We start from the raw sequence: 21,931 nt of genomic DNA, 5'->3' as shown, positions 1-21,931 counted from the left end.
GCAATTGGTTCAAGTCGATCGCTGCTATTTTCGGTTCGCCGATTCGGGCTCTTCGCGCGAATGGGTTGATCCACACGACGGGAGGTTAGCATGGGACGCCGTTATTTCGGGACGGACGGTATTCGCGGTCTCGCCAACACGCATCCGATGACGTCGGAAATTGCGCTGAAGGTCGGGATGGCGGCCGGAACCGTGTTCCGGTCGGGCACACATCGCCACCGTGTCGTGATCGGCAAGGATACGCGGCTTTCCGGCTACATGCTGGAAGCGGCGCTCATGTCGGGCTTCACGTCGGTCGGGATGGACGTGTTCCTGCTCGGACCGATGCCGACGCCGGCTGTCGCCATGCTGACGCGGTCTCTCAGGGCCGATCTCGGGGTGATGCTCTCGGCTTCCCACAATCCGTCTTACGACAACGGCATCAAGCTCTTCGATCCGGACGGCTACAAGCTGTCGGACGAGATGGAAAGGCAGATCGAGGATCTGATCGATTCCGACTCCAGCTCCTTGCTGGTCGAATCCGACCGCATCGGCCGTGCGACACGGGTCGAGAGTGCGCAGGAACGGTATATCGAATTCGCCAAGCGAACGATGCCGAAGCAGTTGCGTCTTGCGGGGCTTCGCATCGTCATCGATTGCGCCAATGGCGCGGCATATAAGGTCGCGCCGGAAGCGCTTTGGGAACTCGGCGCCGAAGTCATCAAGATCGGCGTCGAGCCGAACGGCCACAACATCAATTTGAATTGCGGATCGACGTCGCCGAAAGCGCTCGTCGAGAAGGTGAAAGAGCTTCGCGCCGACATCGGCATCGCGCTCGACGGCGACGCGGACCGCGTCGTGATCGTCGACGAGAAGGGCGAGATCGTCGATGGCGATCAGCTGATGGCGGTGATCGCGGAGAGCTGGCACCGGACGGGGAAGCTCGCGGCGGGCGGCATCGTCGCGACGGTGATGAGCAACCTCGGGCTGGAACGCTATTTGCGGTCTATCGGATTGACGCTTGCACGCACGCCGGTCGGCGATCGCTACGTCACCGAACACATGCGCAAGCATGGATTCAACGTCGGCGGCGAGCAATCGGGGCATATCGTGCTTTCCGACTTCACGACGACGGGTGACGGATTGGTCTCTGCACTGCAGATTTTGGCGTGCGTCGTCGCCACCGGTAAAACTGTTTCGGAAGTCTGCAACCGCTTTCAGCCGTTGCCGCAGATTTTGCGGAACGTTCGTTATGCAAACGGTCGTCCGCTCGAAGATACGCGAGTCATCAAGGCGATCGAGGGCGCGAAGGCGAAGCTCGGAGAAAACGGGCGTCTCGTCATTCGGCCGTCGGGGACGGAACCCGTCATCCGCGTCATGGCGGAAGGGGATGACGAGAAGATCGTGTCGACCATTGTTGGTGACATCTGCGACGCCGTTAAGTCGGCTGCAGCTGCATAAGCTGCTTTCGTTGATCTGAGCCTATGTGAACTCTGTTCGGCGACGCGCGCGGGCCGGGCGCGGGCGATCGTCCGTGCGCACATCACGTTAACTTCTCATTAGCAATTCGGCTTCTGCTCCGGCGTGTCAGATTTCGACGCCAATTAAGCTCGTCTTAAGCCTTCTCGGTAATATTCGAGACCGGTTTTAGTACCGGTCCGGCGCGGAGCGCTGAGCCGCTCGAGAAGGGAAATCACATGCTTATTACGCGCAAAGTACTGCTCAGCGCGGCACTCGTTCTTAGCAGTGCTCTGGCTGCGTCGGCTGCTGACCTCGGCGGCACCAGCCTCAAGGACGCACCTATCATGGCGCCCATGCCGGCTGCGTCGGCGGGTTGGTACATCCGGGCCGACGGCGGATATAACTGGTTCACGAGCCCTTCGCTGAGCTTCAGCGGCCGTGAGGTGGGAAACTCCAGCCAAGACGGCGCGTGGAGCGTCGGTGGCGGTATCGGCCGCTATTTCGGACGCGGGTTCCGTGGCGATATCACGGTCGATCATATTTTCGACGCCAGCACCGAGTCCTCGCTTTATTATTCGCCGGGCAACCTCGTCGGCAACGCGAAGTTCGATCTGAGCAGCACCGTCGTCCTCGCCAACCTCTATTATGATTTCAACCGTGGTGGCCGCGTCGTTCCCTACATCGGCGCCGGCATCGGTTATGCGCACAATTCAACGTCGTCCGGGACGTTCGAGCAGTGCGGTTGCACAACCGAATTTGGCGGCAAATCAACCGATAATTTCGCGGCAGCGGCAATGGCCGGTGTCTCCTGGCGTATCCGCGGCGGTCAGACGACCTACGTCAGCGGCATGAAGGACGAGCCGGTAGCGGTCAGCTCGGGCAACGCGCTCTACCTCGATTTCGGATATCGCTTCCTCTACCTCGGCAAAGCGGAAACGGCTTCGTTCGATGCAGACACTGTGACGTCTTCTGAAAAATTAAAGGACATTACCGCTCATCAGCTTCGCGTCGGCCTTCGGTACGATCTGAACTGATTATTTGTCTGGTTATTTGTCTGGGCGCCGTCGCGCCCTCGAGAAGAGATGGAGCAGGGGCGTAGCACCTGTTCCGCCCGGAATGCCAAAGGTGTGGTTTGTTGTGCGTGTTTCGCGTTTGAGTGTCCTCCCCCGTGAAGCGTAGTGGGCTCCTCCTTCCCGAGGAGCCCACGGACACCGATCCGAAGCCGCTGTTTCCCTCCTAGGGCTCGGTTAGCGCAAGCGTAGCGTTGAGCAGAGTCTTTGAGTGGTGCGCATATTTATGCGTGCCCGATTTGAGGGATCGATTATGAAATCTGCGAAAGCGTGGATCGCCACGTGTTTTCTACTTGCCGCCGGTGGGGCGCCTGCAATGGCCGCGGACTGGGGTGGCGTCAAGGATATGGGCGGCGGCGTCGCGATACCGGTTCCGGCACCCGTTCCCGTGCCGACATATGACGCAGATTCCGATTGGTACGTCGGGTTGGCGCTCGGCGGAAACATCTTTCAAGATGCCAAAATAACTGACTACGAACAGTCCGGACCCACAACCAATGTGGATAGCGGCAGCATAGGCAATACACCGATATTCGGTCTCAATTTCGGCCGCTATATCACACCATCTCTGCGGGCCGAAATCGCTGTCGATTACACCCCGGGTTCAGAAATCTACAGCTCGTCAATTTCCGATTATACGACTGCGACTCGGTCGGCTGCCGGACCCACCTATATCAACCCCACGACTCAGCTCCCTAGTCCCACTTTCGATACGAACTTTTACGACGTATCGCGGAGCGATAAGGTGAAGCTTTCCCGCACGACGGCTCTTTTCAATTTGCTGTATGACATACCAACGGGAACGCGGTTTACGCCCTATGTGGGAGGCGGATTCGGTTTCTCTTGGCGTCAGATCAAGCGCAATTACAAGGAAGTCGCGACCTGTAATCAGTCGACGAATACGAGTGCGGGTCTGGACGGCGGCATCAATTACCCCGACGGATATTGCGTCAATACCGCCACGTTGCCCGCAACTTACACGACGACCGGAAAGACGACCAAAGATCAGATCGACTTCGCTGCGGCAGTTCAAGCAGGCATCGCCACCAATATCACCGACACCATTATTTGGGACAACGGCTGGCAGATGCTTTGGGAAGGCGGGGCAATTTCCTCCACGGTGCCAACTGTTTCGGGCGAAAACAGGGTTGTTTACAAGGACGCCGTCCTGCAGCAGTTCCGCTCCGGCCTCCGGATCAAGTTTGATTAGAACGTGCACCCTTGTGTTGCTTGGTGCCGAAAGGCGGTCGTTCGCGACCGCCTTTTTTCTTGTGTCGCCTCCATGCTAAGAGCGGCCGATGTCCGAACTCAAAAAGCCAAAGATCAAACCCGCTCGCCCATTCTTTTCGTCCGGCCCGTGCGTCAAACGCCCGGGATGGAAACCGGATGCGTTGAGCGGCGCCCTCGTTGGGCGTTCGCATCGCTCCGTTGATGGCCGGGAGAGATTGAAGCTCGCCGTCGACCGTACGCGGGATATTCTTCGTCTTCCTGCGGGCTATGAAGTCGCGATTGTTCCGGGCTCGGATACCGGAGCATTCGAACTCGCGATGTGGAACCTCTTGGGTGAACGCGGGGTCGATGTGCTGGCGTGGGACGTGTTCGGCCACAACTGGCTGCGCGATGCGACCGCCGAGTTGAAGCTTACCGATCTGCGCACGTTCGAGGCGGAACCGGGACATCTTCCGGATCTCGGCGAGGTCAACTTCTCGCGCGACGTTCTCTTCACATGGAACGGCACGACGACGGGCGTGAAGGTTCCCGACGGCGATTGGATTTCCGATGATCGGCAAGGTCTCGTCATTTGCGACGCGACGTCGGCGCTTTTCGCGGAGAGCATCGATCTTCGAAAAATCGATGTGCTGACCTATTCCTGGCAAAAGGCGCTTGGCGGAGAAGGCGCGCACGGGATGCTCATTGCGTCGCCGCGTGCGCTCGACCGGCTAGCTTCGTATCGGCCGCCGTGGCCCGTGCCGAAGCTTTTCCGGCTGACGAACAAGGACGGGGTTCTTCGCGACGTTTTCGAGGGCGTCACGATCAACACGCCGTCGATGCTATGCGTCGAAGATTACCTCGACGCGCTCAACTGGGCGGAGGGTCTCGGCGGGATCGATGCGACGATCGCGCGGACAAGCGCCAATTCTTCGCTGGTCTACGATTGGATCGACCGGACGCCCTGGGTGGCCCCGCTTGCCGCCGATCCTCGGACGCGCTCTCACACATCGGTCGCGATGCGGTTCGCAGAACCGGCGCTGGCGAATGCATCGGAGGACGTGCGTCTTAAAGTCATGCGCAGGCTCGTCCGCTTGCTCGAAGGCGAGGCTGCGGCCTTCGATATTGCCGCTTACCGTGGCATGCCGGCCGGGCTTCGGGTTTGGTGCGGCACTACGGTCGAGAGTGATGACATCGCGGCACTTCTACCCTGGCTTGAATGGGGGTATGCGAAGGCTCGCGCGGAGGCGATTTCGGTGTGAATTCGCTGGATACCTTCGCGTATTCTGGTTAACACGGCCGCTGTCAATGCCTTTTTATCGCGCTTTGCATCGGCCATAATCGGTTGGGGTCGCCACTCGGCAGGGCGGTTCATTCGGGCGTCGTCAGAACCAAACAACCAAAGGTCACAGCGAGATGCGTTTTGTCTTTGCGGCAGCTTTCCTGGCCGCCATGCCGTTCCACGCGCGTGCTGCCGAAGTACCGGCGACGTCAGCCGTTGACGACGTGACCGTGTTTCTTTCGGGCGCGGAGGTTACGCGCGTCGCAAAGGTCCACATCGACAAGGGCGAGCATACGATCGTCATCGGCGACGTGCCGGCGAGTGCCATTCCCGGTTCGGTGAGGGTCGAGGGCAAGGCGAGCGGCAAGCTCGATATTGGTTCTGTCGATACAGCGAAGAAGCTTCTGCAGCGCGCCGAGAGCGAAGCTGCCGACAAGCAGCGCAAAATTCTCGAAGACTCCATTCAGGCTCTCAAAGATCAGAGAACGACTGTCGATGCGCAGGCGCAGGCTGCGAAGACACAAAAGAAGCTCATTGCCAATCTCGCTCAGCTCCCGGCGCGGCCCTCTTCTCAAACGCCATCTGTTGCTCCGCCGCTCGACGACTGGCCGAAGGTTCTGGCTCTGATCGCGCAGGCGACGGGAGACGCGAGCAAACTTGCGCTCGATGCCGAGCAGAAAATTCGTGAGATCAACCGGCAGATCTCCGACGCCGAGAAACAGCTTGCGGCGCTGGCGCCTGCACGGACGGAACAAACCGAGGTGCGCGTGCACGTTGTCGCGCAGACGCCGCTCGAGGCTGATTTGAGCGTGCGTTATCAGGTTCCGGATGCTCACTGGGCGCCGCTGTACGATGCCCGGCTGCAGACGGGCTCGAAGACGGAGCCGCCGAAACTGTCGCTTGACCGGCGCGCGGCGATTACGCAGCGCTCGGGAGAGAATTGGGATGGCGTTTCGTTGAACCTTTCGACATCGCGGCCAAGTGATGGTTCGTCGGCGCCGGACATCGATACGCAATTCGTGGATTTCGAACAGCCGCCGAAGCCGGTAGCAGCCGCGGCTCCTCCGCCGGCGCCGGCATTGATGGAAAAACGGCGGTCGCTTGCCGCGGAGGACGCTGTCGGCGGTAACTTGGCGCAAGAGGCGGCCGAACCGGCCATCGTCGAAGAAACCGTGGCGCAGCTGCAAAGTGCACCGTTCGAAGCGACGTTCGAGGTTCCCGGACGGGCGAGCATCGCGGGAACGGGCGAAGCCAAGCGCGTGCTTCTCGCATCGGAGGCCATCGAGCCGGCCTTGGGCGTTCGCGCCGTTCCGAAGCTCGATACCAGCGCCTACCTCTATGCGAAGCTCAAGCTCGCCAAGGGCACGCCTCTGCTGCCGGGTACAGTTTATCTATTTCGCGACGGCACGTTCGTCGGCACCGGGGATCTGCCGCTTCTCAATCCGGGAAGCGAATATGATCTCGGCTTCGGCATAGACGATCAGGTCAAGATCAAGCATGCGGTGCTGGAAGAAAAGCGTGGCGAGAGCGGGCTTATTTCGACGTCGCACGTCGATAGCCGCAACTTCCGCGTCAACGTAAAGAACATGCACGAGCGGGCCATTGACGTGACCATTCTCGATCGCGTTCCCGTGGCGCAGAATGACGACATCAAGGTCGAGCTGACGGGCCGGGTTTCGCCGACGACGCAGAATGTCGACGACAAGCGCGGGATCATTGCTTTCCAGAGCAAGCTCGAGCCGGATGAGGAAAAAATTCTGGAGTACGGCTATCGAGTTTCGTGGCCGGCGGCGAAGTCGATCGTCTACGGGCGTTGAGACGACAAGCCAGAGCGTGAACTAAGCTAGCGGAATTGCCGCGAGGCCCTGGCCGATGCCGGGGCCAAATCATGAGAGTGTGAGAAGGTTTGAACTAATGGCAAACGTCGTGGTGGTCGGAGCCCAGTGGGGAGACGAGGGCAAAGGCAAGATCGTGGATTGGCTGTCGGAACGCGCCGACGTCGTCGTGCGCTTTCAAGGCGGGCATAATGCGGGACACACGCTCGTCATTGGCGGCACGACGTTCAAGTTATCGCTGCTGCCTTCGGGTGTGGTTCGGCCCGACAAACTTTCCGTCATCGGCAATGGTGTCGTCATCGATCCGTGGGCGCTGACCGACGAGATCGCGCGCTTGACGCAACAAGGCATCGCCATCACGCCGGAAAATCTGCGCATTGCGGAGAACGCGACGCTCATTCTTCCTTTCCATCGCGAACTCGATGTCGTTCGCGAGGCTGCGGCGGGCACGGAAAAGATCGGCACCACGGGGCGTGGAATCGGACCGGCCTATGAAGACAAGGTCGGCCGCCGCGCGATCCGGGTGCAGGATCTGGCATCGCCTGCGACGCTTGGAGCGAAGGTTGATCGGGCGCTCGCACATCACAATGCACTTCGTCGCGGTCTCGGTCAGCCTGAGATCGTGAAGGAAGACCTGATAGCGGAGCTTCTTGCCATCGCGCCGAAGGTTCTCCCCTACACGGCCGTCACGTGGGAACTTCTCGATCAGGCGCGGCGGCAGGGCAAGCGCATCCTGTTCGAGGGTGCACAAGGCGCGCTTCTCGACGTCGACCACGGAACATATCCCTACGTCACGTCATCGAATACGGTTGCGGGGCAGGCTGCCACGGGTTCGGGCATGGGGCCTGGTCACGTTGGTTATGTGCTCGGTATCGCAAAGGCCTACACGACGCGCGTCGGATCCGGTCCGTTTCCGACGGAGCTTACGGACGCAATCGGCGAACGGATCGGCGAACGGGGTCGCGAATTTGGCACCGTTACGGGCCGCAAGAGACGTTGCGGCTGGTTCGACAGCGTTCTCGTCCGGCAGGTTGCGAAGGTTTCCGGCATCGACGGCATTGCGCTGACCAAACTCGATGTTCTCGACGGCTTCGATACCATCCGCATCTGCGTCGGCTACAAACTCAACGGCGAGCGCATCGAGCGTTTGCCGGCGAGTTCGTCCGCGCAGGCGGAAATCGAGCCGATATACGAAGAGTTCGAAGGCTGGTCGGAATCAACGCAAGGCGCGCGGCGCTGGGCCGATCTTCCGGCGCAAGCCGTGAAATACGTGCGTCGCGTCGAGGAGCTGATCGAATGTCCGATCACGCTTCTCTCGACGAGCCCGGAGCGCGACGACACCATTCTGATGAAGGACCCCTTCATCTGAGGACGGGGAAACGTCCGGGGATAATCGGAGGCCAGGGTCGGCCGGCGAGCAGAAGGGGGATCTGAAATGTTTTTCATCGCATCGAAGATCATCTTCTTCTGCATCCAGCCGTCGAGCCTGGCGTTTTTCGCCCTCGCTGCGGGAATTCTCCTTCTGAAATTCGGCCGCCCGAAGCCCGCTGGGTTTTTCCTCTCGGTGGGCTTCGGCATCATCGTCCTCTTCGGATTCCTGCCCGGCGGCAATCTTCTCGTTCTGCCGTTGGAGCAGCGCTTTGCGACGCGTGTGCCGGAGGTGCCGCAAGGAAAGATCGACGGCATCATTCTCTTGGGCGGCTTTGAGGATGGTTCGATTACGGATCGTCGAGGCGGTCTGGCGCTAAACGAATCTGCGGAACGGCTGACTGAGACGCTGCGCCTTGCGCACGCGCTTCCCGACGCGAAAGTGGTCTTCACCGGTGGCAGTGGCTCTCTTTTCGGCGGCGAGGGGATAGGTTCCGATATCCGGAAGTTCTTTATCGATGCGGGTATCGAGCCTTCCCGGATCGTGATCGAGAACAACTCGCGAAATACCTACGAAAACGCGCTGTTTACAAAGCGGCTACTCAAGCCCACGAGCGAAGATAAGTGGCTGCTCGTCACGTCCGCCTTCCACATGCCGCGCGCGGTTGGCGTTTTCCGCAAAGTAGGGTTCGACGTCGTGCCTTATCCCGTCGATTTCCGGACGCGTGGGCGAATAGATGCGATCCGCCCCTTCGACAGCATTTCCGCTGGGATGGAGCGCACGGATCTCGCCGCCAAAGAGTGGATCGGATTGCTCGCATATTGGATGTCGGGACGAAGCACGTCCCTCTTCCCGGGACCTTGAAAGATCACGCGCGCACTTCGCGCAAAACTTGATCTACTTCGTGAAAGCGTGTCGCCAGAGCTTGTCTGCGGACGGTTCTTTGCGCCCGCTTAACAGTAAGCCGACAGGTCTAACGCAAATCCTTCGAACATCAGGAACCGCTAATCCCTCCGCCGGTTTGGGCAACTGAGGGGTGCCGTGAGCGGCGACCGCAGGTTTGGTGGCGTCCGCGTTGTCATCGGTGCCCGGCAACGCCCAACTCTTTCAGGGATACGCCGATGCCAAATTTCAGACGCCACACGTTGTTCCTTTCTCTCATGCCACTTTTGGCATTCCATCCGCTTCCTTCATTCGCTCAAACCTTAGCCCAAGAAAACGTATCGAAACCCAAGGCGCCAGCCTTTGCGAATGCGGGCGGGAACGAGTGGCCGATGCCTGGCGCCAACACGGGCCTCACGCGCTACAGTTCGCTTTCCGATATCAATACGGAGAACGTTGCAAAGCTTCAGCCCGCATTTACCTTTTCTATGGGTGTTGACCGCGGGGAAGAGTCCGCGCCGCTCGTCGTCGGCGATACGCTCTACGCACTCACGCCCTATCCGAACATCCTCTACGCTCTCGATCTGTCGAAGCCCGGCGCGCCGCTCAAATGGAAATATGAGCCGCATCCGCTCGCGGCATCGCAGGGCGTTGCCTGCTGTGACGTCGTCAATCGCGGCGCCTCTTTCGCTAACGGGCGGGTCTTCTTCAATACGCTCGATGGCAACACGATCGCTGTCGATGCCAACTCCGGCGCCGAGATCTGGCGAACGCAGATGGCGAACATCAAAATCGGCGAGACGATGACGATGGCACCGCTTCTCGCCAAGGATAAAGTTCTTGTCGGCGATTCCGGCGGCGAAATGGGCGTTCGCGGATGGATTGCGGCGCTCGACCAGGGATCGGGCAAGGTTTTGTGGAAGGCATTCAGCACGGGTCCCGATAAGGAAGTGCTGATCGGGAGCGGGTTCAATCCGCACTATCCACAATTCCAAGGCAAGGATCTCGGCGTTTCGACTTGGCCGTCGGGCATGTGGGAGCAGGGCGGCGGAACTGTTTGGGGCTGGGTTTCCTACGACCCGGAGCTGAACCTCATCTATTACGGCACATCGAATCCGGGGCCGTGGAATTCCTCGATGCGTCCCGGCGACAATCTCTGGACGGCCGGAATCTTTGCGCGCGACGCCGATACCGGTCAGGCGCGCTGGTTCTATCAGCTGAGCCCCCATGACGTGTCGGATTACGACGCGGTCAACGAATGCATTCTTCTCGATACGGAGTGGAACGGCAAGAACCGGAAAGTGCTCGTCCATCCGGATCGCAATGGCTACGTCTACATCATCGATCGGGAGAATGGCGAGGTTTTGGCCGCAAATCCATTCGTGCATATCACCAGCAGCACGAACGTCGACTTGATGTCGGGCCGCCTCATTTACAATCAGGCGAAGCAGCCGAAGGTCGATGAGGTGATGACGGATGTTTGCCCCGCGCCGCCGGGCGGCAAGGATTGGCAGCCATCCTCATTCTCGGAATCGACGGGACTTCTCTACATTCCGCACAACAACCTCTGCATGGACATCGAAGAGAAGGACGTCGGCTATATCGCGGCAACGCCCTATGTCGGCGCCAATGTTCACATGAATGCGGGGCCGGGTGGTAATCGCGGCGTGATGTCTGCGTGGGATATTCAGGCGGGCAAGGAAGTCTGGAAAATCGACGAGTCGTTTCCTGTCTGGAGCGGCGCACTGGCAACCGCTGGCGACGTGGTCTTCTACGGGACGATGGAGGGCTGGTTCAAAGCCGTCGATGCGAAAACCGGTAAACTCCTTTGGCGGTTCAAAACAGGCTCCGGAATTATCGGTCAGCCGACGACGTGGCGCGGCCCGGACGGGAAACAGTACGTTTCCGTTCTGTCGGGTGTCGGCGGCTGGCCAGGCGCAATCGTCGCCGGCGGCCTCGATAAGCGCGACGGCACGGCCGCGCTCGGTTTCGTCAACGCCGTCAAAGATCTTCCCGAGCATACGACGAAGGGAGGAACGCTTTATGTTTTCGCGATTCCGTAAAGTGATCGTTCTCGCTCTTGGTGCCATTGCCATTTCGGTTGGCCCGGTCGTCGCGCGCGAATTGAAGTTCTGCGCTGATCCGAACAACATGCCGTTCTCAAACGATCGCGGCGAAGGCTTCGAAAATCGGATAGCAACGCTCATCGCCGCCGACATGGGCGCGACCGCGACGTTCGTGTGGACGCCGGAGTGGCGCGGGTTCATCCGCAAGGGGCTTGGCGCCGGGCTTTGCGATGTCGTTCCGGGTGTGCCGGTCGATTTTCACCGGGTGCGGCCGACGAAGCCTTATTACACGGCGAGCTACGCGTTCGTTCAGCCGCAAGGCGCCGCTCCGATAACCTCTTTCGATGATGCAAGCTTGCGAAACACGCGCATCGGGGTTCAGCTCGTCGGCAATGACGGCGCGAATACACCGCCGATGACGGAACTCGCGCGGCGCGGGATCATAAGCGGCATCAAAGGTTACATGGTGATTGGCGACTGGTCGAAGCCAGATCCGCTTCTTCCCGTGGTCGCCGGTGTCGCGCATGGCGATGTCGATCTTTCGGTCGTTTGGGGTCCAGTTGCCGATTATTACGCAGTGCGCCAGACGCCTGCGTTGCGGGTCACGCACATCGATAATATTCCCGACATGAGATTTTCCATATCGATGGGCGTGCGCAAGCCGGATACGGCGCTCGCTGATGAAATCAATCGCTCGCTTGAGAGACGTCAAGCCGACATTCGAAACATCCTCGCGGAATATCACATTCAAACTTCACCAATGACGAAGAAATCCGCAGCAGCGGAGTGAGCCCTGTGAAAAAATCTCTTCCTTATTTGAGTTGCGCGCTGATGACCTTACTGATCGCGGGCTGCAACTCCGAAGCCGCTGAAAACGGCAGTACGCATCAGGTGACGAATAACCCAGAGCCGGAAGTCTCGTTGGTTCCACTCGCTCCGGGAGGCGGCGAGGTCATTGCGCAGACGAGCGCAGAAGGCCGCAGGATCATGAACGATCCCGCGCAGATCGCTCAAGGAAAGCAGATCTTCAGCGCCATGAACTGCGTCGGCTGTCATGCCAACGGTGGTGGCGGCATGGGACCAGCCTTGATGGACAAGGTCTGGATCTACGGCGGCTCGATCGAGAACATCGCGGCATCTATTCGCGAAGGACGGCCCAACGGGATGCCGTCGTTCCGAGGCTTCTTGCCGGACGAGCAGGTCTGGCAGGTGGCGGCGTATGTTCACGCGCTATCTTTCGGGATGCCGGGTGAGGAGTCGAAGGACACAATGAAAAAAGACGCGAAGTAGGTTCGGCCGGGGGGCATGCACTTCGGCAGCCGTTCTATGGCGCGTCGTTGACTCTGATATTTTCGCTCGCTCCTTTCTCTTTTCATCATCCTCTCGTGGTGCTCACCGTGCACTCGCTATCCTTGCTGCAGATGCGAAGGTTTTGTTTCCCCGGAACAATCTGCGCGCCGCTGCCGTTGAATGGGCGGCATAATGTGAGGAGACGTGCAGTGCACGAGATCATTTATCTGATCGGATTGATCGTGGTCATTTCGTTTCTTCTGGGCCTTTTGGGTTTTAGATGATCGAAGGAGACGCCACGATGGTAGAAATTGTCGACGTGCGCGAGACGGGCCCGTATCTCAGCTGGCGGGGCATACTTGCCGGCGCGGTCACTGGGACGGCACTCTTGTTCGTTCTGACGTCTCTCGGCATTGCCGCGGGACTATCCTTTTTGTCTCCATGGCCGGGTCACTCCCACGGGGCCCTTGCCGCATCAGTCGCTGCAGCTTGGGCGCTGATCGCGACGATCGCGTCGTTTCTCATCGCGGGATACGTAGCCGCCCGCGTCCGTCCGCGTCTTGCAGACGTGCCGCCCGACGAGGTTGAATTTCGCGATGGACTGCAGGGTCTCGTGGCTTGGGGCGTATGTGTCCTGTTCGGCGCGTTTATTGCGGCAAGCGCAGGCGCTGCTGCGTTGCACGCGGGATCTTCGGCCATCGCAAAGTTCTCGAGTTCATCATCCAGTCCGCTTTCGGGAATCGTGACTGCATTGGCCACGCCGCCGGAGGGTAAGCCCGTCACCAACGTTCAGCTGTTGAGCGCCGAGGAAGAGAAGACCATCGAAGCGGTATTCATGCGGTCTTTCGGTAACGATCACATCGCGCCGAGCGACAGGAATCTCGTTTCCTCGATCGTTGCTTCTAGAGCCGGTATATCGCAGGCCGATGCGCAAGCTCGCGTCGATACGGCTTATAACGATGCGATTGCGGCGCTCGACAAGGCGAAGAAGACGACGGAACTTTCGGGACTGCTCACCGGCATCGGTCTTCTCATCGGGCTCGGTGCGGCGTGGTATGGTGGTGTACGTGGTGGCAACAGCCGCGATACCAATGTTCCGGCGCGCTTTAGATTTCGAGTGTTCTAAACGACATGCTCAGTTGCTAGGAGACGCGAGGAAATTCGCGTCTCTTTCGTTTTGAAAAAACGCTGTCAGTTGCCGTTTTCTTCCAGGATGATGTAACCCCTACGCCGCGCCGGGGTCGGGAGTGTCGGCAGGGGCGGACCGAATACTGGCTGTCTCAATGTCCAATTGGGTCCCGCCGTCCCGGCCGTGGCGACGCCATGGCCGTTCCAGCCTGAGTCCGGAAGCAGGAAATCGTCAGCCGCGAAGGTCGGTCCCAGGCGATCGACAGGCGCCCATTGGACGCCGCCGTCCGGGCCTCGCGGGCCGGAACTCGAGCGGGGGGGCTGGGCGACTGCGGCCGCGGCCGACAGCAGCAGTGCGGCCGTAGCAACTGAGGTGAAAGCAAAAGGTCTCATCGCATGGGTCCTTCGCATCGAAGCCCGCGTCGCAGGCTGTCTGCAAAGATTAATCCTGCTCGCCAACAACTAAAAGACCGTTTAGCCGGATCCTTCAGTCTGCTGCTTTATTGGCACAGAATGCGAAGCCGGCCTATCGAGCGAGTTGGCCGGACGGGGCTTATGTCGTGATCGGATCAATTGTTATGATGCCGTTAGAGTTTGAGCTTCCCTGCAGGATTTGAAGGATTGGAGAACTGCTGGCTGTCGAATTCGCGGCGTCATAAAGCGCCGCGTACTGGGCGATGATCTTATTCACCTTCGTCGGGTCTTGAAGGTCCGTCAGAGTTAGCCTCTGGGTTATCATCTTTGCCTGGGTGTCGATATCGGCAGCAGACATATACGAGGATAGACCCAAGGCGGTCTGGGCGAATTGCAAAAGAGCCTTGTCGGCGAGGATCTGGTAGGCTGAGGTTATGCTCGACGCTTTCTTCTGGAAGTAAAGAGCAAGACGAACGCCGTCGCTTTGATCGCCGGCCTGCGATTCCATCGTCTGTTCGACGTAGTTGTCCATCGTCTCGACTATTTGGCTACGGTCTTGCGACTGGCCCGCCGGAACGTCGAGCGTCTTGCCATCAGTTCCGAAATTGAACGCTACGGCAAGCGGCCGATATTTGGAATTCTCGACCTTATTGATGTAACTCTTCGGATCGAGGGGATCGCTCGTCAGGATCTTGCGTAAATCCGAGGTCGAGAGGTTTGCGTCCTTCAGCCCGTATGCGCTGAGTGCGAACTTCACGAGCTTGGAGTCTTTCAGGAAATCATCGACGTTGGTGATCGCGCCGATCGCCGTTGCGTAGTAATTGCTGTCGGTCTCTGCTTGATCCAGCGCGGCTGTCGATGTGCCGGCTTGCGTCATATAGAGTTTGACCGTTGAGGTGAGATTTGCGCTCGTTTGCGCAACCTGCGCGGTCTTCGCTTTGCCGTCGGAACCGAAATTGAATGCCGCCGCCATCGCTATATAGGCGGGGTTATGCGACTGGTTCGCGAAGCTGTTCGGGTCGCTCGCGTCGCTCTGCAAAATCTTGGTGATCGTGTATTTTGACGTCTTGAGCGGATCTATTCCGTAGGCCGACAGGATGTAGTTGTACGCCGTGCTGTTGAGCAGATCCTGAACGGAGGTCGCGGCCTCAATCGCGTCCTGGTAGGCCGAGGTTGCCGTGGCGTTCGACGTTTTCTGGGTGGCGTCGTAGTTGGACGAGTAGAGGGAGATCAGGCTGCTGACCTGAGTGGATGTCTGTGCGGCGCCATTGACCGATCCGTCGGTGTTGAAGCTAAACGCCGCCGCGAGCTTCTGGTACGCCGTGTTGGTCTGCTGATTGGCGACGCTGTCGGGATCCGAGAGATCGCTCGTCAGGATCTGGCGGATGAGCGTTTGCGATTCCGTGTTGGGTTTGAGGCCGAACGCTGTCAGCGCGACATCGTACAACGTGGAATTCGACAACAGATCGTCGACCGAGGTCACGCTTGTAATCGCGGCCTTATAATACTGCGTCTTGTATGCCGCCGCCGCGGGGGTGGCGTTCGTTCCGGTCGCGTTGAAGTACTGCGAAACCGCGGAGACAATGTTGCCGGCTGATTGGGCGGTTCCGTTCACGCTGCCGTCGGTCCCGAAATTGAACGCGGACGCCAGCAATTTGAAATTCGGATTTGAATTCGAGAGCGTATTGGCGACGCTATTGGGATCAGAAAGATCACTGGTCAGAACGGCTCTGATCGTGGCGCTCGACGCGTTGCTCGAGCTCAGGCCAAAAGCGGTAATCGCAAAGTTCAGCAGACGCGAATTCGACATCAACTGATCGACGGACGTCACGCTGCCGATATTCGCCTGGTAGTAGGTGGCTTCAGTCGAGGCCGCGATGCCCTTGTTGACCTGCTGCTGCGTGTACAGGCCGATCGTATCGTTCTCTTCCGTCGAGTTCTGGGCGACGGTTGGCTGCGAGGCGAGCGTGCCATCAGTCGAGAATTGGAAAGCCTTCGCGAATTCCAAAAATCGAGTGTCGGTGAGCTTGTTGACGAAGCTCTTTGAGTCCGTCAGGTCGCTCGTCAGAACCTTCTTCATGAACGCCTTGGCGTACGCCATGTCGCTCAGGCCGTATGCCGTCATCGCGTAGGTGAAAAGCCGCGAGTTGTTCAGAAATTCATCGACCGTTTTCACGTTGCCGATGTTGGCCTGATAATATTTGGCGGCGTTCGAAACATCGGTCTGGGCGGAAATGCGCGAAAGCGTTTTCGGCAGGTCGGCGGCGTAGGTCCGATAGAGCAGGTAGGTTGAGATCATCGCGGGCTTTCTGCTGCAGTCGAATCGAGTTCCCGAATTATGGTCTCACAGCTTGCACTGGACCTGACAAGCCTTTCGCTTTGCGTCCGATTGAATCGGATACAACTTTGCGCCACGAGCGGCTTAAACCGATCGTCGACAGATTCGGGTTACGATGGCGTTACTGCCGGAAGTGCGGAGCTTAATTGTCTGCTGATTTCGCGGGTGGCTCTGCAACCACGAGGCCGCGATACTTCGGGAGCGTATCCGGTTCCAGTTCGTGGGCCAAAATGCGGAACGGGTTGACGGGGCCCGGGAAGACGATCTGGCCGGGTGGCACGGGCTTGAAGCCGAAGCGGCCGTAGTAGGGCTGATCTCCCACCAACACGACGAGTTTCGTGCCGCCGTTGCGCGCGGCTTCGAGTGCGGCCGTTATGAGCTTGCTGCCGAGGCCGAAGCTCCGATGGTCTGAGTCGACTGCCACCGGTCCAAGCAGGAGCGCGCCCTTGGTCCCGCCAATCGCGATCTCAGTCGTCCGGATCGAGGCAACGATCTCATTGCCGATGCAGGCAACAAGACAGAACCGTGACAGATGTCCTTTTCCCTCGCGCACCCGATAGGCAGACCGCGCAAAGCGTCCAGGCCCGAAAACGCGTGCATGCAACTTCGATATCTCGACGATATCTTCGGGATGCGCTTTGCGGATAACGATCGATGGGGACATGCGCGCGGACTGTCAGGCTAGAGGACGCCGGCACGGTCCGGCAGGCGGGGCTTCTATCACGTTTGCGAAATTGTGCGACCCTCAACCAAGCGGCTAATTCGCGCCGCGGCCGGTTTCGTGACATCGGCCGGCAACGCGTATGGCGCAAAGAAGTTCATTTCCAGGGTGCCGGGGACGGAGTGCGGCTGCCAATTGCGGATGACGTACATGCCCGTTTGGCGGCTTCGGCTTTCGGCATAAAAGCCGCGCAGCTCGGGTTTCGAATTAACCTCGATGCCTGCTGCGTCGCGTATAAGGCGCCGGAGCGCGGTCTCGAGGCTTTCGCCTTTTTGTACGGTCGATGCGGGCAAGCTCCATTTTCCGCCCACTTCTTCTCGCACAAGGAGAATCCGGCCCGCTTCGTCCATGACGAACGCCTCGACGTTCAAATAAACGCCGCGCGTCAACCGCCAGTATTGCTGGAAGGCGCGGGCGACGAATTGGCCTACGAGGAAGCGGTCCTCTCTCAACGGCGAACTCTCCCTTTCCTGCCCGTCGCCAGGCATTTGCTACTTACCACGGTGTGCTAGAGTACGTTTCCCGCAGGATACGCCGTATTCCCGACATGACCGAGATTTTCACGCTTGCGCACTTCTCCGATGTGCATCTGCCGCCCGTTTTGGGGGCTGGATGGCGGCATTGGAATGCCAAGCGGGCGCTTGGATATGTGAACTGGATTCGCAAACGGCGCCGTGTTCATCAAGGCGAGATCGCCAATAAGTTGCTCGCCGATGCGACGGCGCTTCGGGTCGATCATATCGCAATAACGGGCGATCTCATCAATCTGGGTCTGCCGGCCGAATACGAAGCGGCACATGCTTGGCTTCAAAGTATCGGGCCGCCCGACAACGTCACCGTCGTTCCCGGCAATCACGACATCTATTCGAGCTTGCATGGCGATCCCGGCGTTCGGCGCTGGGCGGAATATATGGGCGGCGAAAACGATACGCTGGCCTTTCCGTTCGTGCGGCGCGTCGGGCCAATTGCGCTCGTCGGTTTGAATTCCGCAGAGGAGACGCCGCCGTTCGTCGCCAGCGGACGGCTCGGTGCTCATCAGCTCGTGATTGCCGGCGAGCAGCTTGCGGCGCTCGGCGAAGAAGGCATCGTCCGTGTCGTGCTCATTCACCACCCGCCGCTTCCCAATCTTGCGCCGCCCCGGCGGGCGCTGAGCGATGCGGCCCACTTCGCGCACCTTCTTGAACGCAGTGAGGCAGAGCTTGTGCTTTACGGTCACAATCACACGTCGCGCGTCGATTGGGTGCGGTCTCGCACGAAATCCATTCCGATCGTCGGCGTGGCTTCGGCGTCGGCGGGCGCCAGACATGGCGACGAACCATTGGCCTGCTACAATCTCTTCACGTTCTTCAAAAGCGAGACGGGGCTTCGCATCCGCCAAGTCGTGCGGGGAATCGACGGACCAGATTCGCCCGTCAAAAAAATCAGCGAGACCGTTCTCGCGCCGGCGTCGTGATCGCGGAGGGTGATAGGCTGTGGACCGCCGTCCACGTCATGCGCGGCGACAGGGTGAGATTCATTTCAGTTAGGAAGAGCAACAATGGTGAGAAAAAAACATATTATAGCCCTTAGGGCAGATCCGAACGACCCAGAGGATTGGGACGTCACGCAGGAGGATTTGGAAAAGGCGCTTGCGGAGCGCCGGGCACGAATCGGGCGTCCAGCCGGATCGGACAAAGAGCAGGTAACGCTGCGCTTGGATAAGGACGTCATCGCCAAGTTTCGCGCGACCGGCAATGGCTGGCAAACACGGATCAATGCGGCGCTTAAGCGGGCGAAGGTTTAACGGACGTCGGCTGTGTCGCGTTAGCGGCCAAATGCCACGCGCGTCCGCATCGTGACAGTTGTGCTGCAAGCTGACGCACGCGCTCGATATGCGATCATTATCCGGCATCTCGCGAGTTGTCGCTTAGACGCTGAGCATATCGCTGGCGTTGATCGCACAAGTGTTGAGCAGAAAGTCGCTCGACGAGCATGTGTATCATTTACACGCTAGTGACGAACCTTTGTAATTGCCCAGTCGTTCTGCCGCGGCGTCTAGGTCACACGCTCGCCGCGTGCGTTAATGATATGAGATCACGCTGGCTTTTGTTGTTTGACTGGCCTGCGGGGAGCAATGCGGTTTGGCGAAATCTGTCTACATCAATCTTGCCCTTCAGGGCGGTGGAGCTCATGGCGCCTTTACGTGGGGCGTTCTTGACCGGCTGCTAGAGGATGAGACGCTTCAATTCGGCTGGATCAGCGCGACGAGCGCGGGTGCCGTCAATGCGGTTGCGCTTGCGGCGGGGCTTGCCGAAGGTTCTCGCGATAAGGCGCGCGAGAAGATGTACAAAATCTGGCACGCTATTCATAACGCCGCCATTCCGGACCTTACGCGGCTCAATCCATTTCTCAACGGGCTGGTGCGGCCATCGCATCTGACGACGCATCTCGCGTCGATGCTGTCACCTTATGAATTCAATCCGCTTGGCTTCGATCCGCTGCGCCGTTTGCTCACCGAGCATGTCGATTTCGACTTGATCCGTGCAAAGTCGCCGGTCGATCTGCTGATTGCGGCGACGCATGTTGCGACGGGCAGAGCGCGTCTCTTTCGCGAAGACGAGATCACGGTCGATGCCGTGCTCGCGTCCGCCTGTCTGCCGGTCATGCATCATGCCGTCGAAATTGAAGGCGCGGCCTATTGGGACGGCGGGTTTTCGGCCAATCCGGATCTTGTGACGCTCGCGAGCGAAAGTCCGATCGGGGATACGCTTCTTGTGATGGTTGCGCCGCGCGTCAACACGAAGTTGCCGACGACGGCGCGGGATATTTCAAACCACGCCAATCGTCTGACGTTCAACGCGCCGCTTCTGCGCGATATCGAAGTCATTATGGCGGCGCGCGAGACATCGGGACCGCTTCTCGCAAAGGGGCGCCTCGCGCCGATTTGCCGGCACCGTTTTCATCTGATCGATGGTGGGCCGGTTACGGGCGCGCTCAATCCCGAGACGACCGTGAAGCCCGATTGGGACATCATCACGTACCTTCATGGTGCGGGACGCGAATACGCTGAGAAGTGGCTCGACGTTGCGCGGTCGGCTGTTGGACGGCTCGAAACCATCGATCTCGCAAAGCACTTCTTTCCGGCCGTCGAAGATGGCATCACATTTCGCTCGCCCATCATGGCGAAGCGGCCAGCTCAAAAGCGCGGCGTTGGCGGAAAACGCCAGAAGTAAGCGGCCATCGCGCAGCTGAACGTGAAACCAATTCTCGTCTTCGGCGCTTTCGTTCCAGACCTCCAAAAGGACACTCCACGATGAAGCGACTACGTATTTTTCTCCTGCCTTTGATAATGTCGGCGCTTCTGTTTCAGGTACCGTTGGCTCAGAACGCAGGTGCCGGAGAGGCTCCGCGTTTAGCCTTCCTCGGTTTACGTCTTCAGAACGATAACGAAAGCTTGGAGCCGACGAGTGATGCCGAGCGTAACCGGATCGGCGCGATCGAGCGCCAGTTTACGACCTCTCTCGAAGCTTCGGGAAGCTACGCTGTCGTGCCGTTGACCGACGACATCCGGGCGAAGATCGCGAGCGGGCAATTCGTCGGTTCATGCGGAGGCTGTGAGGCGGCTTTCGGCAAAGAACTCAAGGCCGACCGCGTCGCGTGGATCACCGTTCAGAAGGTGTCGAACCTCATCCTGAACATGAATCTCTACATCGCCGATCCGGCGACGGACAAACTGACATTCCTGAAGAGCGTCGACATTCGCGGCAACACGGACGAGTCGTGGTCGCGCAGCTTGAAGTATCTGCTCGACAATTATTTCTACGATCAGAAATCGTAAGTGCGGGAATCTTTGATTTGCGCTGGCGACTCCCCTGACGGGGAGCCGGCCGCCAGCGCAAGGAGTAGCGCGATCAGCTGACGAGCCGGGCGTAGCCCTCGGCGATGGTTTCATCGAGCAGGCGTTTGTATTCGCCGTAGGCGCGGTTCTTCGGCGATATTTCACCGAAGGCATCGGCATCAAAGTTTTCGCGCTGGGCGTAGAGGATCGGCGTCGCGACCGGAATGAAGGTCGCGCGCTGCTTGTTCAGCGTGGTGATGATCCCGCGCATTTCGCCCGCGCGGTCGAGCTGCGAGACGACCACCATGCGCATCGCGCCTTTGGTCAGTGAGACCAAGTGGATGAAGCTGGATGAAGCCGGGATATAGAGGCGGCCGCGATGGGCGTAAGGCGCATCCGGGCGCTCGCGCTCTTGGAAGACAAGGCTCGGCCATTCCGCATCCCAGCTGATATCGGTGCGATAGGCGATGATCGTGTCGGGCACGGAGAACGCTCGTCTCAGCGTCAGGTAGCTGCCGATGTAATGGTCGACCGCCGCGCGCGAGTAAGCGCCCATATAGACCGGCGCGATGCCACCGCCGTTGCCTTTCAGCTCCAACGACCCGCCGGTGGTTTCGAGGGCAACGGATTCCCCGTGCCACGCATCGCGTAGTCCGTGGAAATCGAGGCCCAGCACCATGCAGACGTCGAACAGCGTCTGATCGCGAACGGATCGGCCGCCGAGCAGGTTCTGGATCGTCTTTTCGTGGCAATCGGCGGCGTCGGCGAGTTCCGCCTGCGTCAGCTTCTTTTCGACCATCGCCGTCTTGATGCGCTCGAGCGCCTCAGGACGAGTGGTTACGGGCGCAGGCTGGGCGACAGCTTTCTTCATTGGCCGCTTGATTTTGAAGTCCGGCGACGGACGCCGCCGGTATCGGAAATTACCGATTCTTTCCGTTCGGACGCAATCGGAATCCGGGGGCAATAATCCGACTTCCTCCCATTACCGCCGGGTGGCGCTTAACGGCCTCACGTTTCCGGGCGGTTTTTCGCATTGTCGGCTTGTCCACCGCTGGGGTGGGGCGGCGCCG

At 59.3% G+C, this 21,931-nt stretch carries 20 protein-coding genes; 15 read left to right on the top strand and 5 right to left on the bottom strand.

The annotated features are described in order from the left end of the window. The first annotated feature begins 90 nt into the window (after positions 1-90). From glmM to G359_RS15380, 11 genes are all read left to right on the top strand, one after another. Positions 91-1,440, top strand: coding sequence for a phosphoglucosamine mutase (gene glmM / locus G359_RS15430; protein ID WP_045836844.1), 1,350 nt, complete (start codon positions 91-93; stop codon positions 1,438-1,440). 236 nt (positions 1,441-1,676) lie between these two features. Further along, complete coding sequence (locus G359_RS15425; protein ID WP_045836843.1) at positions 1,677-2,474, top strand: outer membrane beta-barrel protein; 798 nt, start codon at positions 1,677-1,679, stop codon at positions 2,472-2,474. Positions 2,475-2,763: 289 nt separating this feature from the next. Then, on the top strand, positions 2,764-3,720 hold the full coding sequence (locus tag G359_RS15420) for a hypothetical protein (protein ID WP_045836842.1): 957 nt from the start codon (positions 2,764-2,766) through the stop codon (positions 3,718-3,720). Positions 3,721-3,808: 88 nt separating this feature from the next. Next, complete coding sequence (locus G359_RS15415) at positions 3,809-4,981, top strand: phosphoserine transaminase (protein ID WP_045836841.1); 1,173 nt, start codon at positions 3,809-3,811, stop codon at positions 4,979-4,981. Positions 4,982-5,135: 154 nt separating this feature from the next. Next, positions 5,136-6,818 carry a mucoidy inhibitor MuiA family protein gene (locus G359_RS15410; protein WP_045836840.1) on the top strand — a complete coding sequence of 561 codons (1,683 nt, stop codon included), beginning with the start codon at positions 5,136-5,138 and terminating at the stop codon, positions 6,816-6,818. A 97-nt stretch (positions 6,819-6,915) separates the two neighbouring features. Next, entirely contained in the window at positions 6,916-8,205 is a 1,290-nt protein-coding gene (locus tag G359_RS15405) for an adenylosuccinate synthase (protein WP_045836839.1), read from the top strand. Positions 8,206-8,271: 66 nt separating this feature from the next. Further along, complete coding sequence (locus G359_RS15400) at positions 8,272-9,069, top strand: YdcF family protein (protein ID WP_045836838.1); 798 nt, start codon at positions 8,272-8,274, stop codon at positions 9,067-9,069. Positions 9,070-9,365: 296 nt separating this feature from the next. Further along, positions 9,366-11,150: a methanol/ethanol family PQQ-dependent dehydrogenase gene (locus G359_RS15395; RefSeq protein WP_256363878.1), complete on the top strand. Its 1,785-nt coding sequence runs from the start codon at positions 9,366-9,368 to the stop codon at positions 11,148-11,150. Then, positions 11,131-11,943, top strand: coding sequence for a quinoprotein dehydrogenase-associated putative ABC transporter substrate-binding protein (locus G359_RS15390; RefSeq protein ID WP_045836837.1), 813 nt, complete (start codon positions 11,131-11,133; stop codon positions 11,941-11,943). The genes G359_RS15395 and G359_RS15390 overlap by 20 nt, the downstream gene beginning before the upstream one ends. Before the next feature lie 41 nt (positions 11,944-11,984). After that, positions 11,985-12,443 (top strand): c-type cytochrome, encoded by a 459-nt coding sequence (locus G359_RS15385; protein WP_052699405.1) that lies wholly within the window; start codon positions 11,985-11,987, stop codon positions 12,441-12,443. A gap of 301 nt (positions 12,444-12,744) precedes the next feature. Continuing rightward, positions 12,745-13,569, top strand: a complete 825-nt coding sequence (locus G359_RS15380; protein WP_156150795.1) for a hypothetical protein — start codon at positions 12,745-12,747, stop codon at positions 13,567-13,569. Between the two features lie 65 nt (positions 13,570-13,634). Here G359_RS15380 and G359_RS20580 read toward each other — a convergent pair whose 3' ends face one another. The 4 genes from G359_RS20580 to G359_RS15360 all read right to left on the bottom strand — a co-directional run bounded on the left by G359_RS20580 (position 13,635) and on the right by G359_RS15360 (position 17,496). Further along, a complete protein-coding gene (locus G359_RS20580) occupies positions 13,635-13,964 on the bottom strand; it encodes a hypothetical protein (protein WP_156150794.1) in 330 nt (109 codons plus the stop codon). Positions 13,965-14,124: 160 nt separating this feature from the next. Next, entirely contained in the window at positions 14,125-16,284 is a 2,160-nt protein-coding gene (locus G359_RS15370; RefSeq protein ID WP_045836834.1) for a DUF1217 domain-containing protein, read from the bottom strand. A gap of 181 nt (positions 16,285-16,465) precedes the next feature. Next, entirely contained in the window at positions 16,466-16,987 is a 522-nt protein-coding gene (locus tag G359_RS15365) for a GNAT family N-acetyltransferase (RefSeq protein WP_045836833.1), read from the bottom strand. Between the two features lie 56 nt (positions 16,988-17,043). Continuing rightward, on the bottom strand, positions 17,044-17,496 hold the full coding sequence (locus G359_RS15360; protein WP_045838088.1) for an NUDIX domain-containing protein: 453 nt from the start codon (positions 17,494-17,496) through the stop codon (positions 17,044-17,046). Positions 17,497-17,591: 95 nt separating this feature from the next. On the opposite strand from G359_RS15360, the gene G359_RS15355 reads away from it, so the two are divergent. From G359_RS15355 to G359_RS15340, 4 genes are all read left to right on the top strand, one after another. Further along, entirely contained in the window at positions 17,592-18,497 is a 906-nt protein-coding gene (locus tag G359_RS15355) for a metallophosphoesterase family protein (RefSeq protein WP_045836832.1), read from the top strand. Positions 18,498-18,581: 84 nt separating this feature from the next. Beyond that, positions 18,582-18,827 (top strand): BrnA antitoxin family protein, encoded by a 246-nt coding sequence (locus G359_RS15350; RefSeq protein ID WP_045836831.1) that lies wholly within the window; start codon positions 18,582-18,584, stop codon positions 18,825-18,827. A gap of 337 nt (positions 18,828-19,164) precedes the next feature. After that, on the top strand, positions 19,165-20,256 hold the full coding sequence (locus G359_RS15345; protein ID WP_045836830.1) for a patatin-like phospholipase family protein: 1,092 nt from the start codon (positions 19,165-19,167) through the stop codon (positions 20,254-20,256). 80 nt (positions 20,257-20,336) lie between these two features. Beyond that, entirely contained in the window at positions 20,337-20,861 is a 525-nt protein-coding gene (locus G359_RS15340; RefSeq protein WP_045836829.1) for a DUF3280 domain-containing protein, read from the top strand. A gap of 73 nt (positions 20,862-20,934) precedes the next feature. Here G359_RS15340 and G359_RS15335 read toward each other — a convergent pair whose 3' ends face one another. After that, positions 20,935-21,732 carry a helix-turn-helix domain-containing protein gene (locus tag G359_RS15335; protein WP_045836828.1) on the bottom strand — a complete coding sequence of 266 codons (798 nt, stop codon included), beginning with the start codon at positions 21,730-21,732 and terminating at the stop codon, positions 20,935-20,937. Positions 21,733-21,931: the final 199 nt, after the last annotated feature.

The sequence above is a fragment of the Hyphomicrobium sp. 99 genome (assembly GCF_000384335.2).
In the GTDB taxonomy this organism is placed as follows: Bacteria; Pseudomonadota; Alphaproteobacteria; order Rhizobiales; family Hyphomicrobiaceae; genus Hyphomicrobium_B.
Note: the sequence above shows the minus strand (reverse complement) of the source record. Positions and strands in the feature narration are given on the sequence as shown.